Genomic DNA, 21,177 nt, shown 5'->3' on the forward strand with positions numbered 1-21,177 from the left:
ATCGTGCGCGGCGGCCTACCCGAGGCCACCACCCGCACCGACCCGCGCCGCCGCCAACGCTTCCTCGACACCTACGTCCAGGCGCTCATCGACCGCGACGTCCGCCAACTGTCCGACATCCAGCACAAGGGCGAACTACGCAAACTGGTACGCCTACTCGCGGCCAGGTCCGCGACCATCGTCGCCGCCAACTCCCTCGAATCCGCCCTCGGACTGAGCCGGCCGACGATCGCCCGCTACCTCCAGGCCCTGGAAGAGATCTTCCTGATCAAACGGATCCCCGGCTGGTCCCGCAACCTGGGCACCCGCGCCACCGCCGCACCGAAACTGATCTTCGTCGACTCGGGCATCGCCGCCAACGAGATCGCGACCGACGCCCGAGCACTGCTCCGGCCGGGCGCACCGTTCGGCCCGCTGCTCGAATCATTCGTCCTGTCCGAACTGTCCCGCCAGCTCACCTGGTCCGAGCAGCCCGTCGACCTCTCCCACTACCGCGACCAGAGCAGGTACGAAGTCGACGCGGTGCTCGAGAACCGAGCTGGTCAAGTGGTCGGGATCGAAGTCAAAGCAGCCACCACCGTCGGACCCGACGACTTCCGCGGGCTCCACCGACTCGCCGAGCGCCTCGGCGATGACTTCATTGCCGGCATCGTCCTCTACACCGGAACCTCCACGCTGCCGTTCGGCGACAGACTCCGCGCCATGCCGGTCAGCGCCCTGTGGCAGACTCCCGCCCCGACAGCAGACTGACCTCGCCCGCAGCTCGCTCCTCAGCCTGTCAGGGAGCCGAGGACCGAGAGGGCGCGGTCTGCTGATCTTCAGCAAGCGATCACAACTGGACCGCGCAGCGACCGGCACACGAGGCCAAGAAGCGAAGAGCCGCAGGTCATCGGCCTACAGACAGCGGCGGAGCACCCCGAGCACACGAACCCCGGGTTGCGACCGACGGTCGACGCCGTGACCAGCGTTGGCACCGGTTGACCCCGGTTGGCATCCGCTGGAGTGCACACCGCGCACATCATCGAAGATCAACAACGTTCCGCCCACCTTCGGCGTCGCCAAGGGAGGACCACGGAGCGCTCACGCCGGATCGCTCGGACCGGCCGATCGGGGCGCCTCGACGAGACTAGGCCTCAGTGTCGTCGTCACCCACGCACCGCGCCCTTGCACGGCACACCGCCGTCATACCGACTACCGCCTCTCCGCCCAGCGCCCTCTCGCACGAACAACCTGGACGCTCGCACTAGACATAGTCAAGCAACAGGTTGCGGCGCGTCGTCCTGAAGATGTGCGAGGAGCCTGGCCAGTCGCTGCTGCGACCGGGCCGTGCGGCTCTTGACCGTTCCAACGGGTACGTCCAACACCGCGGCGATCTCGCTCTGGGTCATCTGCTCGAAATAGGCCAGGTACAGCACCTCACGCTCGGCAGGGCGCAGTTGATCCAGGGCCGCCCGCACCTGCCAGGTCCGCCAACTGTCCTCGATCGACGGTGCGTGGCTGGTGGCGATCGTATCCGCGTCCCACGACTCCAGCAGCCCGATCTGGTACGCGGACCGCCGCTCACGGCGATAGACATCAATGGCAGTGCGGCGAGTGATCGCATACAGCCATGGCTGTATGCCCCGCCTGTGATCGAATCTGGATGCCCCCCGCCAGGCTTGGACGAACGCCAACTGGACGGCTTCAGCCGCGTACTCGCGGTTGCCCAGCAGCTTGAGCGCGGTCGCGAACATCGCGGCGGAGTGCCGTCGGTAGATCTCGACGAGCGCTCGCTCGTCGCCCGCCTGGAACCGCTCTTCGAGGGATCCGTTCCTAGCTTCTTCAGGCATGTCACACCCAGCGCAGGCAGAGACCGACGCCGCCCCGTCGTAGACAACTGATGGCACAGGCCACGACGTCCGCGATCCTGTGGGACTCAGGGTCCGCGTTCGGTCAGTTCTCCACATCAGTAAGGACTACGGAGTTTGGCGGGTGGCGTCGGTGACCCGCCGTCTGCGTGCTCGTCGCGGACTCGTCGGATCGCGGCGCCGCAGACCTCGGAGTGATGGGCGGTTGACAGGGAAGGACCGCCCGCAGAACGTAGAGGAACGCTGCCGAGGAGCTACCACACCCGAGCCGAGGACTTGAGCATGACTGAGGATCACCAGGTGCCGGAAGGCAGGCAGGACGACGTGGGTGATGCGCACGTTCCGGACCTGACGGAATGGGTTGTTGTCCTGCGACACCGGGCCGTGTGGGAGCCCTTGCCGCCCGCGCTCGAGTCCTCCGTGATGCGGGAACTTCTCGGCAAGGAGCCCGACGAGAGCGAGGCAGCGCCGGCCCCGGGCCGCAGCCGCCGCCCGCCCAGTGCCCCCTCGGACTAGAGTTCCTAACGGAATGATCTCGGGGGCTGTTGTCCCTCGTAAAGGTTGATCTAGATGTCGGGCCGTGAGGCGTGGTGAGCAGCCGCCGTGGATCGTGCCGGACGGGCTGTGGCAGCGCATCGAGCCGTTGCTGCCAAACCCGACCGCAATCCACGGCATCCGGGACGCAAGCGGATCCCGGACCGGCAGGTGCTGTGCGGAATCCTGTTCGTGCTGCACACGGGCACCCAGTGGGAGTTCCTGCCCCAAGAGCTGGGGTTCGGGTCCGGAATGACCTGCTGACGGCGCCTGGAGGCATGGAACAGGGCCGGGGTGTGGCAGCGGCTGCACGAGCTGCTGCTGGCCGAACTCCAGGCAGCCGGCAAGCTGGACTGGTCCCGTGCCGTGATCGGCTCTTCGCATCTGAGAGCCGCCCGACGTGACCGAAAGCGGTCCGAGCCCGGTCGACCGCGCCCGCCCGGGCTTGAAGCACCACGTCCTGTGCGGCCGGTCCAACTCGTCGGCGACCCGGCTCAGACCGAGGGCGCCGGCATCATCCTCGCGGTGTCGCTGACCCGCGGCAACCGCAACGACGTCACCGAAATGCTCCCGCTGATCGACAAGATCCCGCCCGTACACCGCGGCGCGGCCGGCCACGGCGGCGCCCGGATCAGCTCTTCGGTGACCGTGCCCACGAGCACGACAAGTACCGCAAGGCGGTACGCGCCAAGGGCATCCGCTCGTGCATCGCCCGCCGTGGCCAGCCACACGGCTCCGGACTCGGCGTGTTCCGGTGGGTAGTCGAGCGGACGATCGCCTGGTACCACGGCATGCGACGGCTGCGCATCAGGTGGGAACGCTGCGATGAAATGCAGGAGGCCTTCCTCGGCCTCGCTACCTGCGTCATCATCAGGTACCGGCACGTCGTACGACTTTGTTAGGAACTCTTAGCCTGACGCCACGTCGCCGACATGGCGGTCTCCGACCCGCGTTGACACCGCCACGGCGGCGACCTGGTGTGAAGCTCGCGTACTCTGTCCTGCAAACCCTGATCAGGAAGAGCGGCTCGATCGTTTTTGAGGCGCATCCTCGCGGGGAAACCGCGACACCGCTGGGCGGGGCTGCAGGATTGGCCGGAGGGGCCTGCGGGCCTTCCCCGCTTGCGCCGGAACTGAATAGGAGCAGGGCGCCTACCATGGCGACCGTGGTGATCTTGAAGTTTCTGGCGACGCGCATTTCGGCCGGCTCTCTCGAATGTTCAACGATCCGTTTATATTGCGATTTCTCCTCCGGTGTTGAACCTGCCCGGATCGAGCAAGTTGAGGGATCTCACTGATCGACTACGACGCGCAGCCATGAGAGGCTGCTGATCCCAGGAAATTCATAGCCTGGTCGGGTTCCTTGAGAAACCCGACCAATTCGCTGTGGGACCGCACCTGCGCGGACGCGGGTAGCGCCTCTATTAAGCTGAGATTTTCCGGCACTCGGAAGGCCTCTTGAAACGAGAAAGGATTGAATTAAATGGGAGTGGGTGCAGGGTCGAAGTGAGAAATCCGTTCTCGAAGTTGGCGGCGCCATGGACTGTGATCAGCCTGGCTGGTGCGCTGCTGGCTGCTCCGGTATCAGCAGCCGAGTCAGCCGCTCTCGAATACATTCCAGCTCCAATCGCCTCTGCGCCGGCGGTCGGTATCGCGGACGCCGCCCAGAACCAATTGCAGGTCGTACGGACAGCGGACAACCGCATCTTCTACTCGATCTCTAATCCAGGGTACCCGAACGCAAATCTTGGATGGTCAGAGATCCCGGGAGGCGGACGAACTGAGTACGAATTGTCCGTCTATTCCCAAAAGGAGGCGAAGAAAACGTACGTTGCCGCAACCGGCCTCGGTGGACAGGGAATCTGGCTCCAGGAGTTGAACTGGAACACGGGTAGCTGGAAAGCCACCTGGACGAACCACGGCGGCGCATTCGAATCACCCCCGGAAATTGCCGTCAACTCAGAAAATCGTATGGTGCTTCTTGGGTCCGCCAAGTACGACGAGTACAAGGTGTATTACCAGTTGTGGTACACCGGCCAGCCCGTAAACACCTCTGACTGGCATGCGTGGAAGACGCCACTCGGCACAACAAAGAAGGTTGCGGCACGCTGGTGGGGACATGATTATGTTCTGGTAGCGGCCGTGGGTTCAGACCGGAAAATCTACAACGCCAGTAGCCAACCGACTCCTGGGACGAACCTACTCAAAGACGATTCGTGGTGGTTTGAGGTACCCGGTGGAGGGCTGACCGATTACGGCTTGTCAATGACTGACTGGTCGGCGGACGGTGATCCCTACGCCGACACCTTCTGGCTTGCGGCGCGCGGGACTGCTGACGGCTTCTTCTACCAGACGTACCAGGCTGGGTGCTGGAGCGGCGATGACTACTGCAGCGGCACAGGCTGGAAGCAGTTCCCGGTCCAGGGAGGCAGTCCTTACGGACCATCGGTCTACACGCTGGGCACCACAACGGGATTTGCTGGGCCAGTTCTGGCTGTGACTGAGCAAAAAGCATTTGGCGGTGGTATCGCGTATCAATGCACCAGACCGGACGTGCCCAATCCGCCGGGGCCCCGCTCGCTCTCCAAGTTGAAGGCCTGTCCGGCTCCGCCGGCCCCTGGCTGGAATAGGGTTAAGGGCAGCATATTCGCAGTCTCCGGGATTGGAACCCACCCCGAGGAGGTCGCCGCCGGTTGGAACCCGGACTGGAAAGACGAGAACGGTAATCCGATTCCATCACCCGTCAACGGTCCGCAGGCCGTCCAGTTCTCGGAGCCGGTCAACCAGTGGTACCCCTGGTGTCAGGAATTTATTAATGGTCAGCGAGTTCAGCAGTGGATGCCGGGCGAAAGTCAGAGCGAGGCGTTTGCCGCGCTCGTGCAGTGGCTGGACCTCTATTACCCACTGGGGGAGGGGAACGGGGGGCATTTCAATGAGGTCAACGGGTATTGCTGATACGGTACGGAGCGAGACGTGGTGTCGACAGGTGGCGGTTCGGTGAATTCAGTGCAGCGGAGGGTGGGCCTTCTGCTCAGCGTTTTGTTGGTCGTCGTCGGAAGCGGGTCTCGTGTGTTGGCGGACACGGATACACCCCCCTCCAACCTCGCAAACCCTCCCGCCGGCGTCAACGTTAAGCCGCGTCAATGCGTGCAGAAGGAGCTGGTGGTATTTGTAAAGACCGGACCGGCCCTCGTGGCGTGGGTGTGCAAGCAGGAGTTCGTCGAAGGCAACCTCACCAAGCGCATCTACGTGGATGCGACGCTGGTAAACAGGAGTTCGTCCATACCCTACTTCGTGAACACCATCACTATCTCGGAATCCGAGACGGTCGGCGAATTCCTGGACTTCTGCGTCTTCAAGGCGTGGCTCAAGCCAGGCCAGTCGCTGGTGTGTAGTGGGAACAGTAAGTGGTCTGCTCCAACGCCGGTGGGCAGGTTCAGCTTCCATGATCAACCTGGGGGTCAGTTGCGTTCGGAGGAACTAAAGCTTCCTCCGACATTCTGATCTTCGCCTTCGACCCGTCCCAGAGAGGAAAGGTCGCCCTAGCAGGTTGACCGATGAGACTCAGGGAACAGCCGAGACAGCGATCTCACGCCTCGGACGCCTTCAATAGCTGAAGGCGTCCGAGGCGTGAGTTTCCCGGTGCGGCCTCTGGCCCCCCACCTTGGTGCTGTTCGAGGTACGACCAGCCAAGCGAGGGCCCCGCTGGCCCCGATATCACCCGGACATACTCCTGCCGCTACCAGCAGAGCCAAGGCCGACTGCTCGGCACCCATGGCACCGAAAGTTGCCCCCTGGTCCTGGCACTTGAGCTGTGGATCGTGATGGGCCGAGAGATCAGGAGACGCCGCGCACCTGATGTCCCCGTTCGACGGTGAGGGTGCCAACCTCGCCCAGGCTCGACGGGGCCGAACTGGGCCACGCCCTCGCCGCCCACCCGGACGACCTGGAGACCGCCCTCGTCGACTCCGAGCGGGCGCTCTTCCCGCGCAGCGCCCGGGCCGCCGCTTAGGCCGCCGCAAACCTCGAGCTCTGCTTCCGCGCCGACGCCCCGCAGGGCCTCGTCGACCAAATCGCGCCTACCTTAACGAACGCTGAACCGCGCCGGTGCCCTTAGTACTGCAACGGCAGTAGGCGAATCGAGTTCGGTTCGCGTTCGTTGGTCTGCCTGTGCCGGACGTTGATGTCGATCGTTGGCATCGGGAGTTGGACCGCCCGTATCGGGCCTCGGTTTCGCCGTTCGGAGCCGCGGCGGCGTGCGTGGCAGTACCTGTGTGGGCTGGTCTCGGGTCTGGGTCGTAAGAACGGCTGGACCCTGGCTGAGCAGGCCGGGGATGTGTCGCCGGACGGGATGCAGCGGTTGTTGCGGTAGGCGGACTGGGACGTCGACGCGGTCCGTGATGAGGTGCGGGACTACGTGATCGAGCACCTCGGCGATCCGGCCGGTGTGCTAATCGTCGATGACACCGGGTTCCTGAAGAAGGGCACCCGGTCGGCCGGCGGGGGGCAACGCGAGTACTCCGGCACCGCCGGGCGGACAGAGAACTGCCGGGTCGGGGCGTTCCTGGCCTACCGCTCAGCGAAGGGCCACGCGCTGATCGACCGGCAGCTCTACCTCCCGGCGTCGTGGACCGATGACCGGGACCGGTGCCGGGCCGCGAGTATCACGGACGAGGTCGAGTTCGCCACGAAGGTGCAGGTGGCCCGGACGATGCTGGCCCGTGCGTTGGGCACTGGGGTGCCTGTGGGTTGGGTGACGATGGACGAGGCCTACAGCCAGTCGAAAGCACTGCGAGTCTGGTTGGAACACCGGGATGTGGGTTATTTGGTCGCGACCCGCCGCAACGACGACATGATCACCACCACGATGGGCACCTGCCGAGCAGACAAGCCGATCGCCGCTCTGCCGGCCCGAGCGTGGTGCCGGCTGTCCGCCGGCGCGGGCGTCCACGGACCGCGCCAAGTACTGGTGGGGCGCGGGTGCCGGTGTTTAACTGCTGGCGGCCCGGCCGCGGGTACCGGCTGCTCGCGCGGCGCAGCATGACGACCCGGGGAGATCGCGTACTACGTCTGCTACGGACCTCGCCGGACCCGCCTGGTCGACCTCGTCCGGATCGCCGCCGATCCCCTACCGCGAAAGGGGATCCAGCACCGACGACGACATGATGATCGGCTACACGGTACCGGAGATCCGAAGACTACTCACCGCACTCGTAGTCCGATCAACTCACCTACCAGACCGTGTCTGGGCCTGGTCCCGATGGCGCCGACACCAAGCCCGAACCTGCCACGACCGACGACACGGCTACCCCTAACCGACTGCCGTTGCAGTACTAAGTCCGTACTCGATACCGATTCGGCGCAGCCGGCACAAAGCGAGGATCTGATTGGGCGGCTCGGATGCGGGCTGCGGAGATCTTCGAAGGGGCGGGAGGCGTACCGATGCCGAACCCAGTCGCGTTGGTCGGTTGCGTGATCACCAACGTAGCGCTCGGTGCGGCGTTGTGGCGCTCCCGTCGTGCGCTCGCTGTCGCCCGGGCGGCGGCCGACCGGGACAACCTCACCGGTCTGCTCACGCGCGAGGCCGCGAGACGCTTGTTCCTCCGCTGGCGACGGCGGGGGCAGCCAACAACGATGATCATCGTCGACCTGGACCGGTTCAAGGCGGTGAACGACACGTACGGCCACCTGGCCGGCGACCTCGTCCTGGCAGCGGTTGGCGAGCGGCTGCACGCATGGTCACTGCGTCAACGCGGTGCCGCGTGCAGGCTCGGCGGCGACGAGTTCCTCGTCCTCCTTCCGAGCGCGACTTGCGAAGAGCACCACCGGCAGGTTGAGCAACTCCTCGACGACATCGCCGAGCCCATCCACGCACGGGTGCACAGTTCGGAGACGGTCCTGAGCATCAGCGGCACTGCCGGTGTCGCAGCCAACCCGACAGCTGAGAACTGGACGGAACTGCTCAGAGAGGCAGATCTGGCGCTGTACGATGCGCGACGCACAGGCCGGACATGGCAACTGTATGAGACCACTCCTGCCCTCTGGCCGAGGGTTACCGCGACACCCCCATCACTGACACGGTCGCACACCCAGGCCGGGAATCGGGACCGTCGCAGCCACAACCGTGAGAGCCGCGGCGCGCATGTCTTCAATTCGGCGGCTACCCGGTAGTTCTGCCCCGGCACCAGCGGGTTCGCCGTCGGTCGATCGATCAGCTGGGTGATCCGGACAGCGTCACCCGGACGCCCGATCATCGAGCGCACCATAGCCGCTCCTCGTTGTCCGTCCCTACCCATCACGGTGAGGTTTCATGCGTATCCTATTCAGCACCTGGCCCGCTCACGGTCATCTCCTGCCGATGCTGCCGCTGATGCGTGCAGCGCAGCGTGCTGGGCACGAGATCGTCGTCGCCTCCGGCATCGAGGGGGTTGCGGAGGCACGCCGGCGAGGTCTTCCGACCTGGGTCGTCGGCCCGAGCCGCGCCGAGGCGGACGAGACGTTTCGGCGTGCGGTGCCCGACCTGATGGCGTTGCCCGAGCCACAGCGGATTCCCACCGTCACCGCGCAACTGTTCGGCACGGCGGTCTTCCAGCGTGCCGCCGAGCTGGTTCCGCTTGCCGAGGAGTGGAGGCCGGACATGGTCGTACACCCGATCTCCGAGTTGGCGGGAGCGATCGTTGCCGCCCGGACCGGTGCGCGTCACGTCGTGCATGGTCTCGGTCCCCTGCCGGCGGAGGCGTGGGACTGGTTCGGGTCGCGCTTCGAGGAGCTGGCGGACCAGTGGGAGGTGCCGGATCTGCCGGAACGGATCCTGACGCTGCCGTATCTCGACAACTGTCCGCCGGCATTGCAGGCGGACGCGGTGAGTGCCTTTGGTAACCGCCTGTCGCTGCGGCCGTGTACGGGTGAGGTTCTTCCCGGGGAGCAACTGCCCTGGCCCCGGTCATCGATCGAGGCGTTGCCCTACGAGCACACGATTCACCTGACCCTCGGCACCTTGTTCCACGGAGCCACCCACGTCTTCGAGACCGCCCTGGAAGGGCTCAGCCAGCTGCCGGTGAACACCCTGGTCACGCTCGGCCCGGGCGCCGACCCCGGACGACTCGGGTCTCAGCCGCCGCATGTCCTGGTGGCCGACTGGGCGCCACACGCACTGCTCCTGCCATTGTGTGACGCCCTGATCACGCAGGGAGGTGCCGGGACGATCGTCGCCGCGCTCTGCGAAGGACTCCCCCATCTCATCCTCCCCCAGGGCGCGGACCAGTTCCGCAATGCCGCCGCCGCCCACCAGGCCGGGGTGGCGCTCGTGCTGCCGCCACCTCAACTGAGCCCTGCAACGGTGACCGAGGCGGTGGAGCGGCTTCTCGGCGACGCGCCCCTACGGGCACGCGTGACCCAGGCGCAGCAGAGCATCGCCGCGATGCCGGACGAGGACGAGGTTCTGACTGGCCTGCTCGCCTAGCGGGGTGAGGACCCGGGCCTCAGATGTGCCAGTGACCTGGCAGATATCGCACGGACGGGAACCGCGTTGGCGTCGAAGTACGTATTGCCAGGTGTCCTCGCACGGACGGTGTCGACATGACTGGTCGCACCGGAGCCCACTCAGCAAGCGAACGGGACACCCTTCCCATTGAGGAGATGACAGTGAAGAAGCTGCTTGCCCTGGTGGCTTTGAGCTCCGCCGTACTGGGCCTGACCGCGTGCGGGTCCTCCCAGGACTCCGCGTCCAAGCCTGCGGCGTCGGCGTCAGCCGCACCGTCGGCATCGGACGCCGGCGACGACGTCGCGCCGGTCCCGACACCGACCGTTCGGCCGGAGCAGATTTCGCTCGCCGTTCACCGGCTCAACGTCAAGGGCGTGACCTCCGACGTCGTCACGATCAACGGCATGACCGCCTACCGGTTCGAGGTCGACGACAACAAGCCGTCGCACGTCAACTGCCTCAACGACTGCCTCATCACCTGGCCGCCGGCGCTGAGTGACGGTTCGGAGATCAAGGTCTCCGGTATCGACCGCTCACTCGTGGGCACCGTCAAGCGGGAGGACGGGTACGAGCAGGTGACCCTGGCCGGCTGGCCGCTGTACCGGTTCGTCGAGGACAAGGTACCCACCGACACCGAGGGCGAGGGAGTCGGTGGTAACTGGTCCGTGGTGAAGCCTGACGGCAAGCCCGTGATCAAGAAGAGCTGACCCGGCGACACGGCAGGGGCGTCCCGACAGTGAGGGGTCGGGCGCCCCTGCCCTGCCTCGTCGCGATTCCCGGCTCCGGGCGGTAACCGCCCCACGGACCATCCCTTACCGCAGTGCGGCCAGAGCCACCCGCTCGTGTCGATGGCGCCGGGGGAAGGTGTGAGCTGTAATTACGCGATGATGCCGCACTCCCGACGAATGGAGATCATCGGCCGCAGCCGCCAGCTGGCAGAGATGGGCGAGGTCGTCGCCGCTGCCCACGACAGTGCGGGCATGACGCTCCTGGTGCTCGGCGAAGCAGGCACCGGCAAGTCCCGACTGATCAGCGAAGCCTCCGGCGAAGGGCGGCGCAATGGCATGGCCGTGCTGGTGGGCAGGGCAGTGGAAGGAGGAGGCCCGTTCCGGCCGATCGCCGAGGCGCTGCTGAGCCACCTCCGGGAGAAACCGCTCACCGAGTCCGATCAGCTCAAACCCTTCCGCCCGGCACTGAGCAGGCTCCTGCCCGGCTGGGCGGAACCGGAGATCACCTCGATCATCGATCCGCTGGTGGTGCTCGGGGAAGGGGTGGTACGGCTCCTCCGCGAGGTGGCGGCCACCGCGGAGGGCTGCCTGCTGGTGTTGGAGGATCTGCACTGGGCCGACCCCGACACGCTCGGCCTCCTGGAATACATTCTCCCCGGCCTGGCGCATTCCCACGTGTCGATCGTGCTGTCCTGGCGCACCGACGAGCGGGCCGCAGCGCGGCTCGACCACCTGCGCCGACAACCGTACGTCCGGACCCTCACCCTGCCGCCGCTGTCGGCCGCCGATGTCGCGCGGCTCGCGGCTGCCCAGCTGGAAACAGACCAGCTCCCCACCCCGGTGACGGCCTATCTCGTCGAGGCAGCTGACGGCAACCCGCTGTTGGTCGAGGAGCTGGTGGGTGGCCTGGTCCAGTCCGGCGGGCTGTGGCGGGGGCCGGACGGCTGGGTGCTGCGAGGTGAGCCGACCCGGCGTGTCCCGCAGTCGCTCGCCGATCTGGTCGCACGCCGGTTCGGTCAGCTGGCGCCCCTGTCCCGCCAGGTGCTGGCGGCCGCAGCTGTGATCGGTCGGGCGGTCGACTGGCGGCTGCTCCAACCAGTCACCGCGCTGTCCGGCGAGGTCATCGCCACCGGCCTGCGCGACGGGGTCGATGCTCAGCTGCTCGACGTGGCGACCGGCCCTGAGGGATCATTCGTGTGGCGGCACGCGCTGATGCGCGAGGCGGTCCTGAACACCGTCCTCCCGACCGATCTCGCCCCACTGGCGCTAGGCGCGGCAAGAGCTCTGGAGACAGCGGATCCCGCGTCGCTGGAGAGCGAAGGCCCCCACATCGCCGAGTTGTACGTGCGCGGCGGCGAGCCGGACCGGGCGGCCTCGCTGCTCGTGTGGCTCGCCCGACGGGCGTTCGCCCGGGGCGCCGCCCGCAGCGCGGCCGACCTCCTCGACAGGGCCGCCACATTGACCGGCAGCACGGAAGTGGCGGCGGAACGGGTACGCATGCTCGGACTCATCGGTCGTGGAGAGGAGGCGCTCGCCATCGGTGACCTGGCGTTGCCCACTGCCTCCGGGGCAAGGCGAACCGAGCTGTGCCTCAGCATGGCTCGCGCGGCGGTCACCGTCGCGGACTGGGACCGGGCCCACGACTACCTGCGCCGTGCCGCAGCGCCGAACGATCCCCGTGTCATGGCGACCGAGGCCGACATCAGCTTCGGCTCCGGAAACGTGGATCGGGCGGCGCGCCTGGCGGCTGCGGCCGCCGACGCCGCCGAACGAGCCGACCTGCCCGCGACGCTGTGCGAAGCGCTGGAGGTCACGGCCCGGTGTGCGCGTACGAGAGACCTCGGTTCGGCTGCCGCGGCCTTTCGCCGTGCCGCGGACGTGGCGGAGGCGCACCTGCTGACCCCGTGGCGGATCCGGGCGCTCTTCGGCCTGGGGACCGTCGAGCTGCTGACCGCGGGATCCGCGACGTCACTCGAAGAGGTAGCCGATCTGGCCCGCGAGGCGGGGATGCTGGCCGAAGTGGTGGGGATCGAGTGGATTCTCACCGACAACCAGTCGATGGTCGACGGGCCGATCCCGGCGATGACCCGCGCCAACCGGTGCGCCGAACTCGCCGAGAAGCTACGCCTTCGTCAAACGCAGGCCATGGCCCTGATCAAGCTGGCGCACGGCCACCTGGCTCAGGACCGTGTCGACGACATGAGGACGCTGCTCGATGAAGCTCTGCGGACCAGCCCGACCTCGGTGGACGTGGTCGCCGCCGGCCTGGCGGTGCGGTCGCTGCACGCGTTCGCTGACCGTGACTTCAGTCGGGCTGTTGAGCTGTTGAACCGTGCGGTGGCGGTCGTCCGCCCGCACCGCAGCGGTGCCCTCCTCCCCTACTACGGGCTGTGGGCGCTGCTGCGCACCACCTCCGACGAGGACGGCACCGAAGCCCGCACCGAGCTGACAAGCTCTCCGATGCTGGTCCGTCCGGCCAACCAGGGCGGGCTCGGTTACGCCAACGCGGTCGCGCTCGGTCGAGCCGGTCGGACCGAGGAGGCCGAGGAGGCGGTTCGGGTAGCCGACGAGCAGCTCCGCAACCAGCACTGGATACGTCGCCTCCTACGCCTGGTACTGCTCGAGGACATGGTCGTCCACGACTGGGGCGATCCGGTGCAGAGCCTGCGATCCGACCTGGCAGCATGGGAAGCCTCGGGCGAGGACGCCTTCACGCGTACGTGCCGGGACTTGTTGCGCCGAGCGGGCGCCAAGGTCCCACGGCGCGGCCGTGGTCAGTCGACCGCGCCCGCCCCACTCCGGTCCCTCGGAGTGACCAGCCGTGAGGTCGACATCGTCGCCTTCGTGGCGCAGGGGCTCACCAACGCCGAGATCGCGGAACGGCTGTTCCTGTCCCGACGCACTGTGGAGACACACGTCGCCAGTCTTCTGCGGAAGACCGGCCTGACACGCCGAACCGAGCTCGCCAGCCTCTGGGAGCGACACCAGCCCGGCGGCGGTTGACCAGGTCGCCGGGCTGGGACCGTATCCACCCCTCAACGGGCGCGAGCGCCCGGCTCATCTGGTGATGACCACACGCCCCATGTTGGCGCGGTTCTCCAGGATCTCGTGTGCCTTGCCCCCCTCGTCCAGCGGCAACCGGCTGTGAACGACCTGCCGCAGCCGGCCGGCGCGCCATAGTTCCACCACTTCGTCGAGTTCGGCCCGGGCGTCGGCAGGCGACGCCGAGCGCCAGCCCATGAGCGATACACCGGTCACGTAGACGTTGGCGTACAACGCCTCGGCCCGCAGCACCGGCACCGCACCACCGATCGCGCCGTACGTGACGATCCGACCGAGCGGCGCCAACAAGGCGAGCCCGCTGTCGAACGTGGTGGCGCCGACGGCGTCGAGGACGACATCGACCCCGCCCGGCGCGGCGTCACGCACGCGGTCGGCCCAGTCCTCACGGCTGGAGTCCACCACGACGTCCGCCCCCATCGCCGCGGCGAAGGCCGTCTTCTGTGGCGTGGACGCCGCACCGATCGTCCGTGCTCCCAGCTCCTTGGCGAGCTGCAGCGTCAGATGACCGATGCCGCCTGCCGCGGCGTGCACCAGGACCGTCTCCTCCGCGCGCACCTGACCGGCCCGCAACAGTCGCAGGGCCGTCGGTGCGCTCGCCGCGAGGCAGGTGGCACCAGCGGGATCCGCATCGCCAGGGATGGGGACGAGCCACCGCGCGTCGGCGAGCACGAAATCCGCGAAGGCATCGGCAGACGATGCGGCGACCCGATCCCCGACCGTGACCGTGGTGACGCCAGGACCGATCGCGGCGACGTGCCCCACCACGTCGCCGCTGAGGGTGCCCGGCAGGCCCAGGCTCCATGGGCCGTCGCCGCGGCGGAACATCACATCGACCGCGTTGGCCGCGACCGCCTCCATCTCGATGAGCACCTGCCCGTCCTGTGGCACGGGAACCGGCACCTCATCGAGCTGAATGACCTCCGGTCCACCGTGCCTGTGGTATCGAGCTGATCGCACAGATTCCTCCGTCAGTGCCTGCGAGTGCTGGAAGAGCCTCGACTCACGGTGAACACGACGCGCAGGGCACAGTCGGTTCTCCGGCGGCGCGAAACTCACACGCCGGTGTCCTGCTGCTTGCTGTTCATCACTGGCGCCGACCTCGAGTGGCCGCGGGACGGGTGACCCTGTGGTCGGCCAAAGCTGGGCTGACTGTGAGCCTGCGGCCGGCCCAGCGGGTCGGCCAGGGATGAGACTCCCCGGCCGACCGGCATCAGCCGTCCGGTCACCCGATGCCCTTCATAATCACCGTCTGGTCGCCGGCAGAATCGTTCTCCGGGGTGAAGCTGGGCGCAGACGAAGGCTGGCTACCCGCACGGTGGTGAGTGACGTGCAGACCGGTCAGGTGGTTCTCCAGCTTCGGGGGAGCCTGGCGGCTGGCACGGCGGTCTGGCGGAACCAGCCCGACCGTGCCGACGTGCCGCGCGAATGTTGAGGCCGGATCTTGGCTGATCCGATCCGCGCCCGGGCCGCGTAGTGCTTGCCGAACGATCGTCGTCACCGGCGACAGAAATGACGAGGAGCACACAGTGAAGTTCAACGGAGCAAAGCGCCTGGCGCTCGTGGCGGCGGCTCTGGCGACGACTGCCGGTGCGTTCGCCAACGCACCCGCGGCGCAGGCCGCCACGCCCTACTACCACCTGAAGGTGCAGCACTCCGGGAAGGTCATCTCCGCCACACCGACCTTCGGCGGATCCGTCCGGGAGGGCAACCCGATCGTCCAGGTTACGGAGAATTCCCTCGACCACCGGCAGCAGTGGGAGATCATGTCGTCCAACCCGACGAACGTCAATCAGGTCGAGTTCGTCTGGGCCCTACGCGACAAGGGCGTCGCGAAGAACGGCACGCTGGTCAAGCTGTGCATCGACTCCCCCACCGACGACTTCAACCAGGCGAACAATTCCAGTGTCGTGATCCGCCCGTGCGACGGCACGGCCAGCCAGAAGTGGGTCCGTGACTTCGGCACGTTCGTCAGCAACAAGAACAAGTTCAACCTCAAGCAGTGGGCCGTGCTCAACGCCTCTCAGCAGGAGGGCGCACCGATCATCCACTTCAACCAGGACGGCGGGCCGAACCACAAGTTCGCGTTCACCCTCCAGTAACTGGGCCGAAAACGCCGCGCCGGGAGAACCCTCCCGACGCGGCGTTTCCGCGCGGGCCCCCGTAGCCGGTCGCCTGGTGCAGTGCTCCCGGAGGCCTCCTCGTCTCAGAGTGCGCGGGGGTGGCGGAACCGGTCGCCCAGCTCCCAGGGGAACAGATGCAGGTTCCAGGTGTTGAGGCAGTTGGCGTACAGGCTCAGCGTGGACACGAGGGAGAAGTATTCCTCCCTGGTCTGTACCTGGGGCAGCGAGTCGAGCGCCTGCCTCGTGAAGCGCCACAGGTTGTCCAAGCCGCAGTACCCCAGGAACTCGGCGGGTGTGCTGACGAACGTCGGCGTGATGGCGCGGAGCGTCTCCAGGGAGTGCTCGCCGCTCGCCCAGAGGTTGATCAGACCGTTGAGCGCGCAGTATCCGAGCGGGCGGGTTTCGCCGTTGACGAAGACCATCGTGGAAAGATACTGGTCGTAACTGCCCGCTCCACTCTTGATCTCGCCTTCGTGGATGGACATCAGCTCGGTCGGGGGCTCGATCCAGACGCGTACCGTTTCGTCGTGGATTTCGTTGATGAGACGCTGCACGGCCGGGTCGGCCACGGGCGCGGGGCGTGGCAACCCGGGAATCGGCGTCGAGTCGCCCTTGCGGGTGACCCTGACCTCGATGGGCTGCTTCGTGTGGTACGCGGCCTCCCAGCAGCCGCGGCCGACCTCGCGCAGCGCGTCCATGTCCGCGGGGCGCACCGTTCCGACCGGTGCCGCCGGCAGGTATTCGCTGAGTGGGCCGTACTTGATGGCCAAGTGCTGTAGGCGAGAGAGGAACACGGTTCCGTCCGGTTCCTTGGTGCGATCGGGCACCCTCGTCTCCGCGGCCGTGTAGACGAACTCAGGGAAGGGCAGCAGATGATAGAGGTGGTTGCCGGAAACCAGCGCGTGGTTCTGCAGGCTGCGGTAAGGGAGCTTGGACCACAGGAGATCGTTGAGACGACGGTTCTTGGCATCGTCGAGGTCGACCGTGATGCGAATGTCGAGAGGGAGCCACTCGATTTCAATCTGTCGCATGCCGAATAACCTTTCAGCGAATGAGGCAGGGACTTCTCAGTCCACCAGGCCGTCGAGTTCGGGCATGAGGATGACGTTCTCCTGGGTCTGGGCGTCGCTGCGGGCGACCACACCCACCACGGGCTCGGTCTCGCTACGGTTGACCGACACGTGGGGGCAGCCGGGTGGGACGTAGATCAGGTCGCGGGGACCGAGGACCATTCGTTCGGCCAAGCCCTCGCCGTACCACATCTCGGCGGTGCCGCTGACCACGTACAGGGCCGATTCATGAAAGGCGTGGCGGTGTGCCTGCGCACGGCCGCCCGGAGGAATGCTCACCACGTGCATGCTCAGGTTGAGGGAGCTCACCGTCTCCCGAGAGATGCCGATCCGGTAGGGCAGACCCTGGATCGTCTCGAAGGTGTCGTCACCGCGCAGTACGGTGCACTTCCTCTGGTCCGTTTCACGGGAATCCACGAGATGTCCTATCTGTTCGGGTCGACTCGCCGGCGGGTGCGCCGAGGTGCTCAAGCAGCACTGCACCGTGGTCTCGCCGTCGTGTCAGTCACCGGGGATGTCCGCACCCATTGGCCGGGCGCGGCGCGGCCCCAGCGTCCAGGAATCCTGGACACTCTCAACACTGGGTAGATCCCCCAACTGGGTCCCACACCGGTACAGGGCCCTGCCAACCAGCCGCAGACGGGCTAGGGCTTGATCGCTGCTGGCCTGCGTTGGTGCCCGCCAACCGGTCAACGGCCAGAGGCCGTCGCAGTGATCACCTCCGCGGTGGCTGCGACCGGTCGTCCCGCTCCATGAACGACGGATCCCTGGCGACCATCGCCGCGAGCGCGGCACGCGAGGTCACGCTCACCTTGTCAAAGATCCTGGACAGATGACGTTCCACGGTCTTGACGCTGAGGAAGAGGTGGTTGGCGATGTCGCGGTTGGTGCTGCCCCGCGCAACCCACTCGGCAACCTCTCGCTCGCGTCGGCTCAGCACGTCGAGCGGCAGAGGCATCGCGTTGGCATCACCCGCTGCTCGGACCGGCTGAGCGATGAGGTCGGGCTGACCCCGCGCCGCCGTCCCTGGGCCTGCATCGCCCTCTCGCACCGACGAGTCGGGTGCATCGCCGTTCGAGTCCGTCTTCGTTCGGCCGACGCCGGCCACGAGCAGGGCCCGATCTGCGTCCAGCGGATGTCCCAGCCGATCGAAGGTTCCTGCGGCTGCCAGGGCGAGTCGGGTGGCCTTGTCGCGACCACCGACGTACCGGGCGACCTGAGCCAGGGCGAGGCGGGCGAAGGCACTGCTCACATCGTCCATGCTGGCGCGAGAAGCCCGGACCGCACGGTACGCCCAGCCGGTTGCCGCTCCGAGGTCCTGTCGGGCGAGCGCAACGCGGGTGAGCAGTTCGTACCACGCTGACTGGTGTGCTACGTCCACGTGACGAAGCTCGGATCCACCAGCCAAAAGGGAGATCGCTGCCTCGTCTATGACGAGCGGGGTGATATCGCGGCTCCACGCGAGGCTTTGTGTGCCGAGCATCTCGTCCAGTGAGCCGACAAGGACGACGTGCAATGGAGCCACCACCCACCGACAGAATCTCGCTCATCGTGTCCACGCGGCTGTACGCACCTGATGTGGACTCTGGATCCGCCCCTCGCGGCGGACGAGGAGCCGGTTGAAGGGCTCGATCGTGGATGCGGTCGAGCCGCAGATCCGGGCGTTGTTGGCGGAGTTCCCGGAGATGCCTTCGACGGTGATCATGGAGCGGGTCGGGTGGAGTCGGGGCAAGACGGTGTTCTGTGATCGGGTGCAGCAGTTGCGGCCGTTGTTCCGGCGCCCGGATCCGGCCCAGCGGACGGAGTATCTGCCGGGTGAGCTGGTGCAGTGTGATCTGTGGTTCCCGCCGGCGGACGTGCCGTTGGGCTTCGGGCAGGTCGGCCGGCCGGCGTCGGTGGAACGTCTGGCAGAGCGGGCCCGGGCGGAGTCCTGGACGCATGAGGAGTTCCTCGCCGCCTGCCTGCAACGGGAAGTGGCTGCCCGGGAGGCTCACAGCGGTGAGGGCCGTATCCGGGCAGCGAGGTTCCCGGCCACCTGTCCATCGGCCTGGGAATCCGGGCCTGCCAGGCCGGACGCCGGGTCGCGTTCGCCACCGCCGCCCAATGGGTGTCCCGCCTCGCCGACGCCCACCACGCCGGGCGCCTGCAAGACGAGCTGGTCAAGCTCGGCCGGATCCCGCTGCTGATCGTCGACGAGGTCGGCCACATCCCCTTCGAAGCCGAAGCCGCGAACCTGTTCTTCCAGCTCGTCTCCAACCGCTACGAACGAGCCTCGCTGATCGTCACCAGCAACAAACCCTTCGGCCGGTGGGGCGAAGGGTTCGGAGACGACGCCGTCGCCGCGGCCATGATCGACCGCCTCGTCCACCACGCCGAGGTCATCTCAATGAAGGGCGCCAGCTACCGACTCGAAAACCGCGACCTCGGACGCGTCCCCGCGGCCACCAAGACCAACGACTAAAGATCAACCAAACCGAGGTGGTCCAGTTTCAGCCGGACCACGGTGGTCCCGTTTGAGGCGGCGTTGACAACGCGGACCTACGCCCTAGGCATAGGCAATCAAATGAGCTGCATGGCAGCAAACCTAGGATGCGATCCAGAAGGTCTCCGGCAGGTCCTCGACTTCTTTGGCAGCCTGCTCGAGGTCGGCCGCCCACTGGGACATTCTGGCGTTGGTATAGACAGGATCGCCCGTCGCGGCCAAGGTATGGATGACTTGGGCGTTGCGGCGCGCGCGTTCGACGATGGCTGCTCTGAGTGCATGCCGATCACGGTCGTACCCGTAAGCATCGAGCAGCAAGTGCAGACGACGCTGACGGTCGGCGAAGTTGGTGAAGCCCGTTTCCTCGGCCAACCGAGGCGTCTGTAGTGGCACCCAGGTGAGCGCGACGTAGGCGAGATCGAAGTCGCGAGAGGTAGGAGCGGCGGTGTCCCAGTCGACGAAGCCGACCAGTTTGCCGTCCCGCCAGACCGCGTTCCAAGGCGCTGCGTCGTTGTGTCCGACGACAGCGCCCTCGAACCACGGCCGCGGCACGAACCAGACCGCGTCGGCCGGCGGATGGAAGTCTGCGGTCGTGTCGTGCAGGCCGCGCAGCCACCGCCCTACCTGCTGGAGAGTTTCATCGGCATAGACCCAATCCGGCCAGGGCAGAACTTCGCCCACCGTCTCACCATCGAGGTAGCTCAGGAGCTCGCGACCCTGGTCGTCGAGACCCAGTGCCCGTGGTGCGCCCGCGAAGCCCCGACCCTCGAGATGTCGGAGCACGGCCTGAACGGTAGGAGTCCACGGCTGGGCCGTGCGGTGAACGCCGCGCTCGCTCCTTGATGCGCCGTGCAACCTGCCGCCGGCCATCCGCTCTTCTGACGTCAACTCGTCGTGCTCCTGTCATCTCTGTGGTGTGTGTAGGTTGTCGCTGGCCCCGGAGTTCTGCTGAGGAAGGTCTGCGGCCCGGCGGCGGAGCGATCGGCTGCGCCAGACAGTGTCGCCTGCGCCTGCTTATTGCGGTCTTCCTTCTCCCCGACATGCGCGGGGAGAGTGGCGTTCACCGAGATCGGACGGGTACTCCAACAGGCAGGCCGAGCCCGGTGATCACGAGAGCGGAGCCAAACCGCACATTGTCGACTCCGCTCATTCGAAGGTCTCCGGTACCGGGCCCCTCAACACGACTTTTCCGGATGACTGGGCTCCGCCACCCTCTTGCTGCAGGGTGACCGTCATGGTCGGGTAGTCCTTCAGCTCCACCCCGGACCACAGCACGACGTCTCTGGTTCCGTGTCTGAGATGAAAGGTGCCGATCGCTACGGCTCCCCGCGGACCGACCACCCATCCTTCGTAGTAGCTCCCGACCGGCGCCGGCGGAAGGCCATCGAAGTCAGCCTTGATCTCGACACCGGACATCGTTGACCGCAGCCGCACTTCGGCGTGGCTGCTCCCACCGAGCGCGGTGCCGGTCAGCCGCATGGGGGTGCTGCTTTCACCGCTGGTCAGGGCCGACGCACCCGCCGCGGAGGCGAGCGCCACCGTCACTGCGGCGGCAGCCACCAGGCCTAGTCGCCGTCGGGGCGCCATGGCTGGCCGTCCGGCCGACGCTTCTCGGCGGAAGAGCCGTCGCCGCAGCGGTACCACATTGTCGGCGGGCTTCGTGCCGACCAGCTGCCGCATGACAGTCGCCTCGAGCTCCGCAGGTACGGATTCCCAAACCGCCTGCTGCCTCAGAACGGTCTCCCACCCGTCGTGCTGCAGAGCCTGCGCGTATCGCAGGGCATTCCGGAAGATGTCCGGAACCTCGGGTTCCTTGATCACTGGTCGGTCCTCAAGTCGCGGGTTGTCCAA

General features: G+C 66.8%; 19 protein-coding genes and 4 pseudogenes. 15 read left to right on the plus strand and 8 right to left on the minus strand.

From position 1 onward, the window contains the following. The coding region (locus tag ACFY3U_RS27195) for an ATP-binding protein (RefSeq protein WP_387206791.1) at positions 1-750 on the plus strand (750 nt) is incomplete at its 5' end. A gap of 503 nt (positions 751-1,253) precedes the next feature. Here ACFY3U_RS27195 and ACFY3U_RS27200 read toward each other — a convergent pair. Beyond that, entirely contained in the window at positions 1,254-1,829 is a 576-nt protein-coding gene (locus ACFY3U_RS27200; protein WP_387206793.1) for an RNA polymerase sigma factor, read from the minus strand. Between the two features lie 300 nt (positions 1,830-2,129). Here ACFY3U_RS27200 and ACFY3U_RS27205 point away from each other — a divergent pair, with 300 nt between their 5' ends. The 11 genes and pseudogenes from ACFY3U_RS27205 (at position 2,130) to ACFY3U_RS27255 (ending at position 13,594) form a co-directional block, all read left to right on the plus strand. Then, a complete protein-coding gene (locus ACFY3U_RS27205) occupies positions 2,130-2,363 on the plus strand; it encodes a hypothetical protein (RefSeq protein WP_387206795.1) in 234 nt (77 codons plus the stop codon). A 91-nt stretch (positions 2,364-2,454) separates the two neighbouring features. Further along, positions 2,455-3,283: pseudogene (locus ACFY3U_RS27210) on the plus strand (IS5 family transposase). A gap of 263 nt (positions 3,284-3,546) precedes the next feature. Further along, positions 3,547-3,678 carry a hypothetical protein gene (locus ACFY3U_RS27215; protein ID WP_387206797.1) on the plus strand — a complete coding sequence of 44 codons (132 nt, stop codon included), beginning with the start codon at positions 3,547-3,549 and terminating at the stop codon, positions 3,676-3,678. 208 nt (positions 3,679-3,886) lie between these two features. Next, positions 3,887-5,335: a hypothetical protein gene (locus ACFY3U_RS27220; RefSeq protein ID WP_387206800.1), complete on the plus strand. Its 1,449-nt coding sequence runs from the start codon at positions 3,887-3,889 to the stop codon at positions 5,333-5,335. A 192-nt stretch (positions 5,336-5,527) separates the two neighbouring features. Beyond that, positions 5,528-5,884: a hypothetical protein gene (locus tag ACFY3U_RS27225; RefSeq protein WP_387206802.1), complete on the plus strand. Its 357-nt coding sequence runs from the start codon at positions 5,528-5,530 to the stop codon at positions 5,882-5,884. Positions 5,885-6,254: 370 nt separating this feature from the next. After that, on the plus strand, positions 6,255-6,392 hold the full coding sequence (locus ACFY3U_RS27230) for a hypothetical protein (RefSeq protein ID WP_387206804.1): 138 nt from the start codon (positions 6,255-6,257) through the stop codon (positions 6,390-6,392). Between the two features lie 171 nt (positions 6,393-6,563). Beyond that, a pseudogene (locus ACFY3U_RS27235) lies at positions 6,564-7,499 on the plus strand (IS701 family transposase); the annotation flags it as partial. A 353-nt stretch (positions 7,500-7,852) separates the two neighbouring features. Then, entirely contained in the window at positions 7,853-8,551 is a 699-nt protein-coding gene (locus tag ACFY3U_RS27240; protein ID WP_387206806.1) for a GGDEF domain-containing protein, read from the plus strand. Between the two features lie 187 nt (positions 8,552-8,738). Continuing rightward, positions 8,739-9,842 carry a glycosyltransferase gene (locus tag ACFY3U_RS27245; protein ID WP_387206808.1) on the plus strand — a complete coding sequence of 368 codons (1,104 nt, stop codon included), beginning with the start codon at positions 8,739-8,741 and terminating at the stop codon, positions 9,840-9,842. A gap of 116 nt (positions 9,843-9,958) precedes the next feature. Beyond that, positions 9,959-10,570: a hypothetical protein gene (locus ACFY3U_RS27250; protein ID WP_387206811.1), complete on the plus strand. Its 612-nt coding sequence runs from the start codon at positions 9,959-9,961 to the stop codon at positions 10,568-10,570. A 198-nt stretch (positions 10,571-10,768) separates the two neighbouring features. Continuing rightward, a complete protein-coding gene (locus ACFY3U_RS27255) occupies positions 10,769-13,594 on the plus strand; it encodes an ATP-binding protein (protein ID WP_387206813.1) in 2,826 nt (941 codons plus the stop codon). A 54-nt stretch (positions 13,595-13,648) separates the two neighbouring features. On the opposite strand, the gene ACFY3U_RS27260 is transcribed toward ACFY3U_RS27255, so the two are convergent. Then, positions 13,649-14,524, minus strand: a complete 876-nt coding sequence (locus ACFY3U_RS27260) for a zinc-binding alcohol dehydrogenase family protein (RefSeq protein WP_387206815.1) — start codon at positions 14,522-14,524, stop codon at positions 13,649-13,651. A 352-nt stretch (positions 14,525-14,876) separates the two neighbouring features. After that, positions 14,877-15,152: a hypothetical protein gene (locus tag ACFY3U_RS27265; protein ID WP_387206817.1), complete on the minus strand. Its 276-nt coding sequence runs from the start codon at positions 15,150-15,152 to the stop codon at positions 14,877-14,879. 28 nt (positions 15,153-15,180) lie between these two features. On the opposite strand from ACFY3U_RS27265, the gene ACFY3U_RS27270 reads away from it, so the two are divergent. Next, on the plus strand, positions 15,181-15,753 hold the full coding sequence (locus ACFY3U_RS27270; protein ID WP_387206819.1) for an RICIN domain-containing protein: 573 nt from the start codon (positions 15,181-15,183) through the stop codon (positions 15,751-15,753). A 104-nt stretch (positions 15,754-15,857) separates the two neighbouring features. Here ACFY3U_RS27270 and ACFY3U_RS27275 read toward each other — a convergent pair whose 3' ends face one another. The 3 genes from ACFY3U_RS27275 to ACFY3U_RS27285 all read right to left on the minus strand — a co-directional run bounded on the left by ACFY3U_RS27275 (position 15,858) and on the right by ACFY3U_RS27285 (position 18,360). Next, entirely contained in the window at positions 15,858-16,805 is a 948-nt protein-coding gene (locus ACFY3U_RS27275; RefSeq protein WP_387206821.1) for a hypothetical protein, read from the minus strand. Positions 16,806-16,841: 36 nt separating this feature from the next. Next, positions 16,842-17,261 (minus strand): cupin domain-containing protein, encoded by a 420-nt coding sequence (locus tag ACFY3U_RS27280; protein ID WP_387206823.1) that lies wholly within the window; start codon positions 17,259-17,261, stop codon positions 16,842-16,844. Between the two features lie 298 nt (positions 17,262-17,559). Beyond that, positions 17,560-18,360: a LuxR C-terminal-related transcriptional regulator gene (locus tag ACFY3U_RS27285; protein ID WP_387206825.1), complete on the minus strand. Its 801-nt coding sequence runs from the start codon at positions 18,358-18,360 to the stop codon at positions 17,560-17,562. A 106-nt stretch (positions 18,361-18,466) separates the two neighbouring features. Here ACFY3U_RS27285 and ACFY3U_RS27290 point away from each other — a divergent pair. Both ACFY3U_RS27290 and ACFY3U_RS27295 read left to right on the plus strand, forming a co-directional pair. Continuing rightward, a pseudogene (locus tag ACFY3U_RS27290) lies at positions 18,467-18,721 on the plus strand (IS21 family transposase); the annotation flags it as partial. Positions 18,722-18,733: 12 nt separating this feature from the next. Beyond that, positions 18,734-19,305: pseudogene (locus ACFY3U_RS27295) on the plus strand (ATP-binding protein); the annotation flags it as partial. A gap of 123 nt (positions 19,306-19,428) precedes the next feature. Here ACFY3U_RS27295 and ACFY3U_RS27300 read toward each other — a convergent pair. Further along, positions 19,429-20,109 (minus strand): phosphotransferase, encoded by a 681-nt coding sequence (locus ACFY3U_RS27300; RefSeq protein ID WP_387206827.1) that lies wholly within the window; start codon positions 20,107-20,109, stop codon positions 19,429-19,431. 363 nt (positions 20,110-20,472) lie between these two features. Further along, on the minus strand, positions 20,473-21,147 hold the full coding sequence (locus tag ACFY3U_RS27305) for an anti-sigma factor (RefSeq protein ID WP_387206829.1): 675 nt from the start codon (positions 21,145-21,147) through the stop codon (positions 20,473-20,475). Positions 21,148-21,177: the final 30 nt, after the last annotated feature.

Source organism: Micromonospora sp. NPDC000089 (assembly GCF_042899365.1).
In the GTDB taxonomy this organism is placed as follows: domain Bacteria; phylum Actinomycetota; class Actinomycetes; order Mycobacteriales; family Micromonosporaceae; genus Micromonospora.

What these genes read in the sequence shown, in the direction of transcription:
- ACFY3U_RS27200 (WP_387206793.1), bottom strand. Translation starts at nt 1,829, where the DNA reads ATGCCTGAAGAAGCTAGGAACGGATCCCTCGAAGAGCGGTTCCAGGCG.
- ACFY3U_RS27205 (WP_387206795.1), top strand. Translation starts at nt 2,130, where the DNA reads ATGACTGAGGATCACCAGGTGCCGGAAGGCAGGCAGGACGACGTGGGT.
- ACFY3U_RS27245 (WP_387206808.1), top strand. Translation starts at nt 8,739, where the DNA reads ATGCTGCCGCTGATGCGTGCAGCGCAGCGTGCTGGGCACGAGATCGTC.
- ACFY3U_RS27250 (WP_387206811.1), top strand. Translation starts at nt 9,959, where the DNA reads ATGACTGGTCGCACCGGAGCCCACTCAGCAAGCGAACGGGACACCCTT.
- ACFY3U_RS27255 (WP_387206813.1), top strand. Translation starts at nt 10,769, where the DNA reads ATGGAGATCATCGGCCGCAGCCGCCAGCTGGCAGAGATGGGCGAGGTC.
- ACFY3U_RS27275 (WP_387206821.1), bottom strand. Translation starts at nt 16,805, where the DNA reads ATGCGACAGATTGAAATCGAGTGGCTCCCTCTCGACATTCGCATCACG.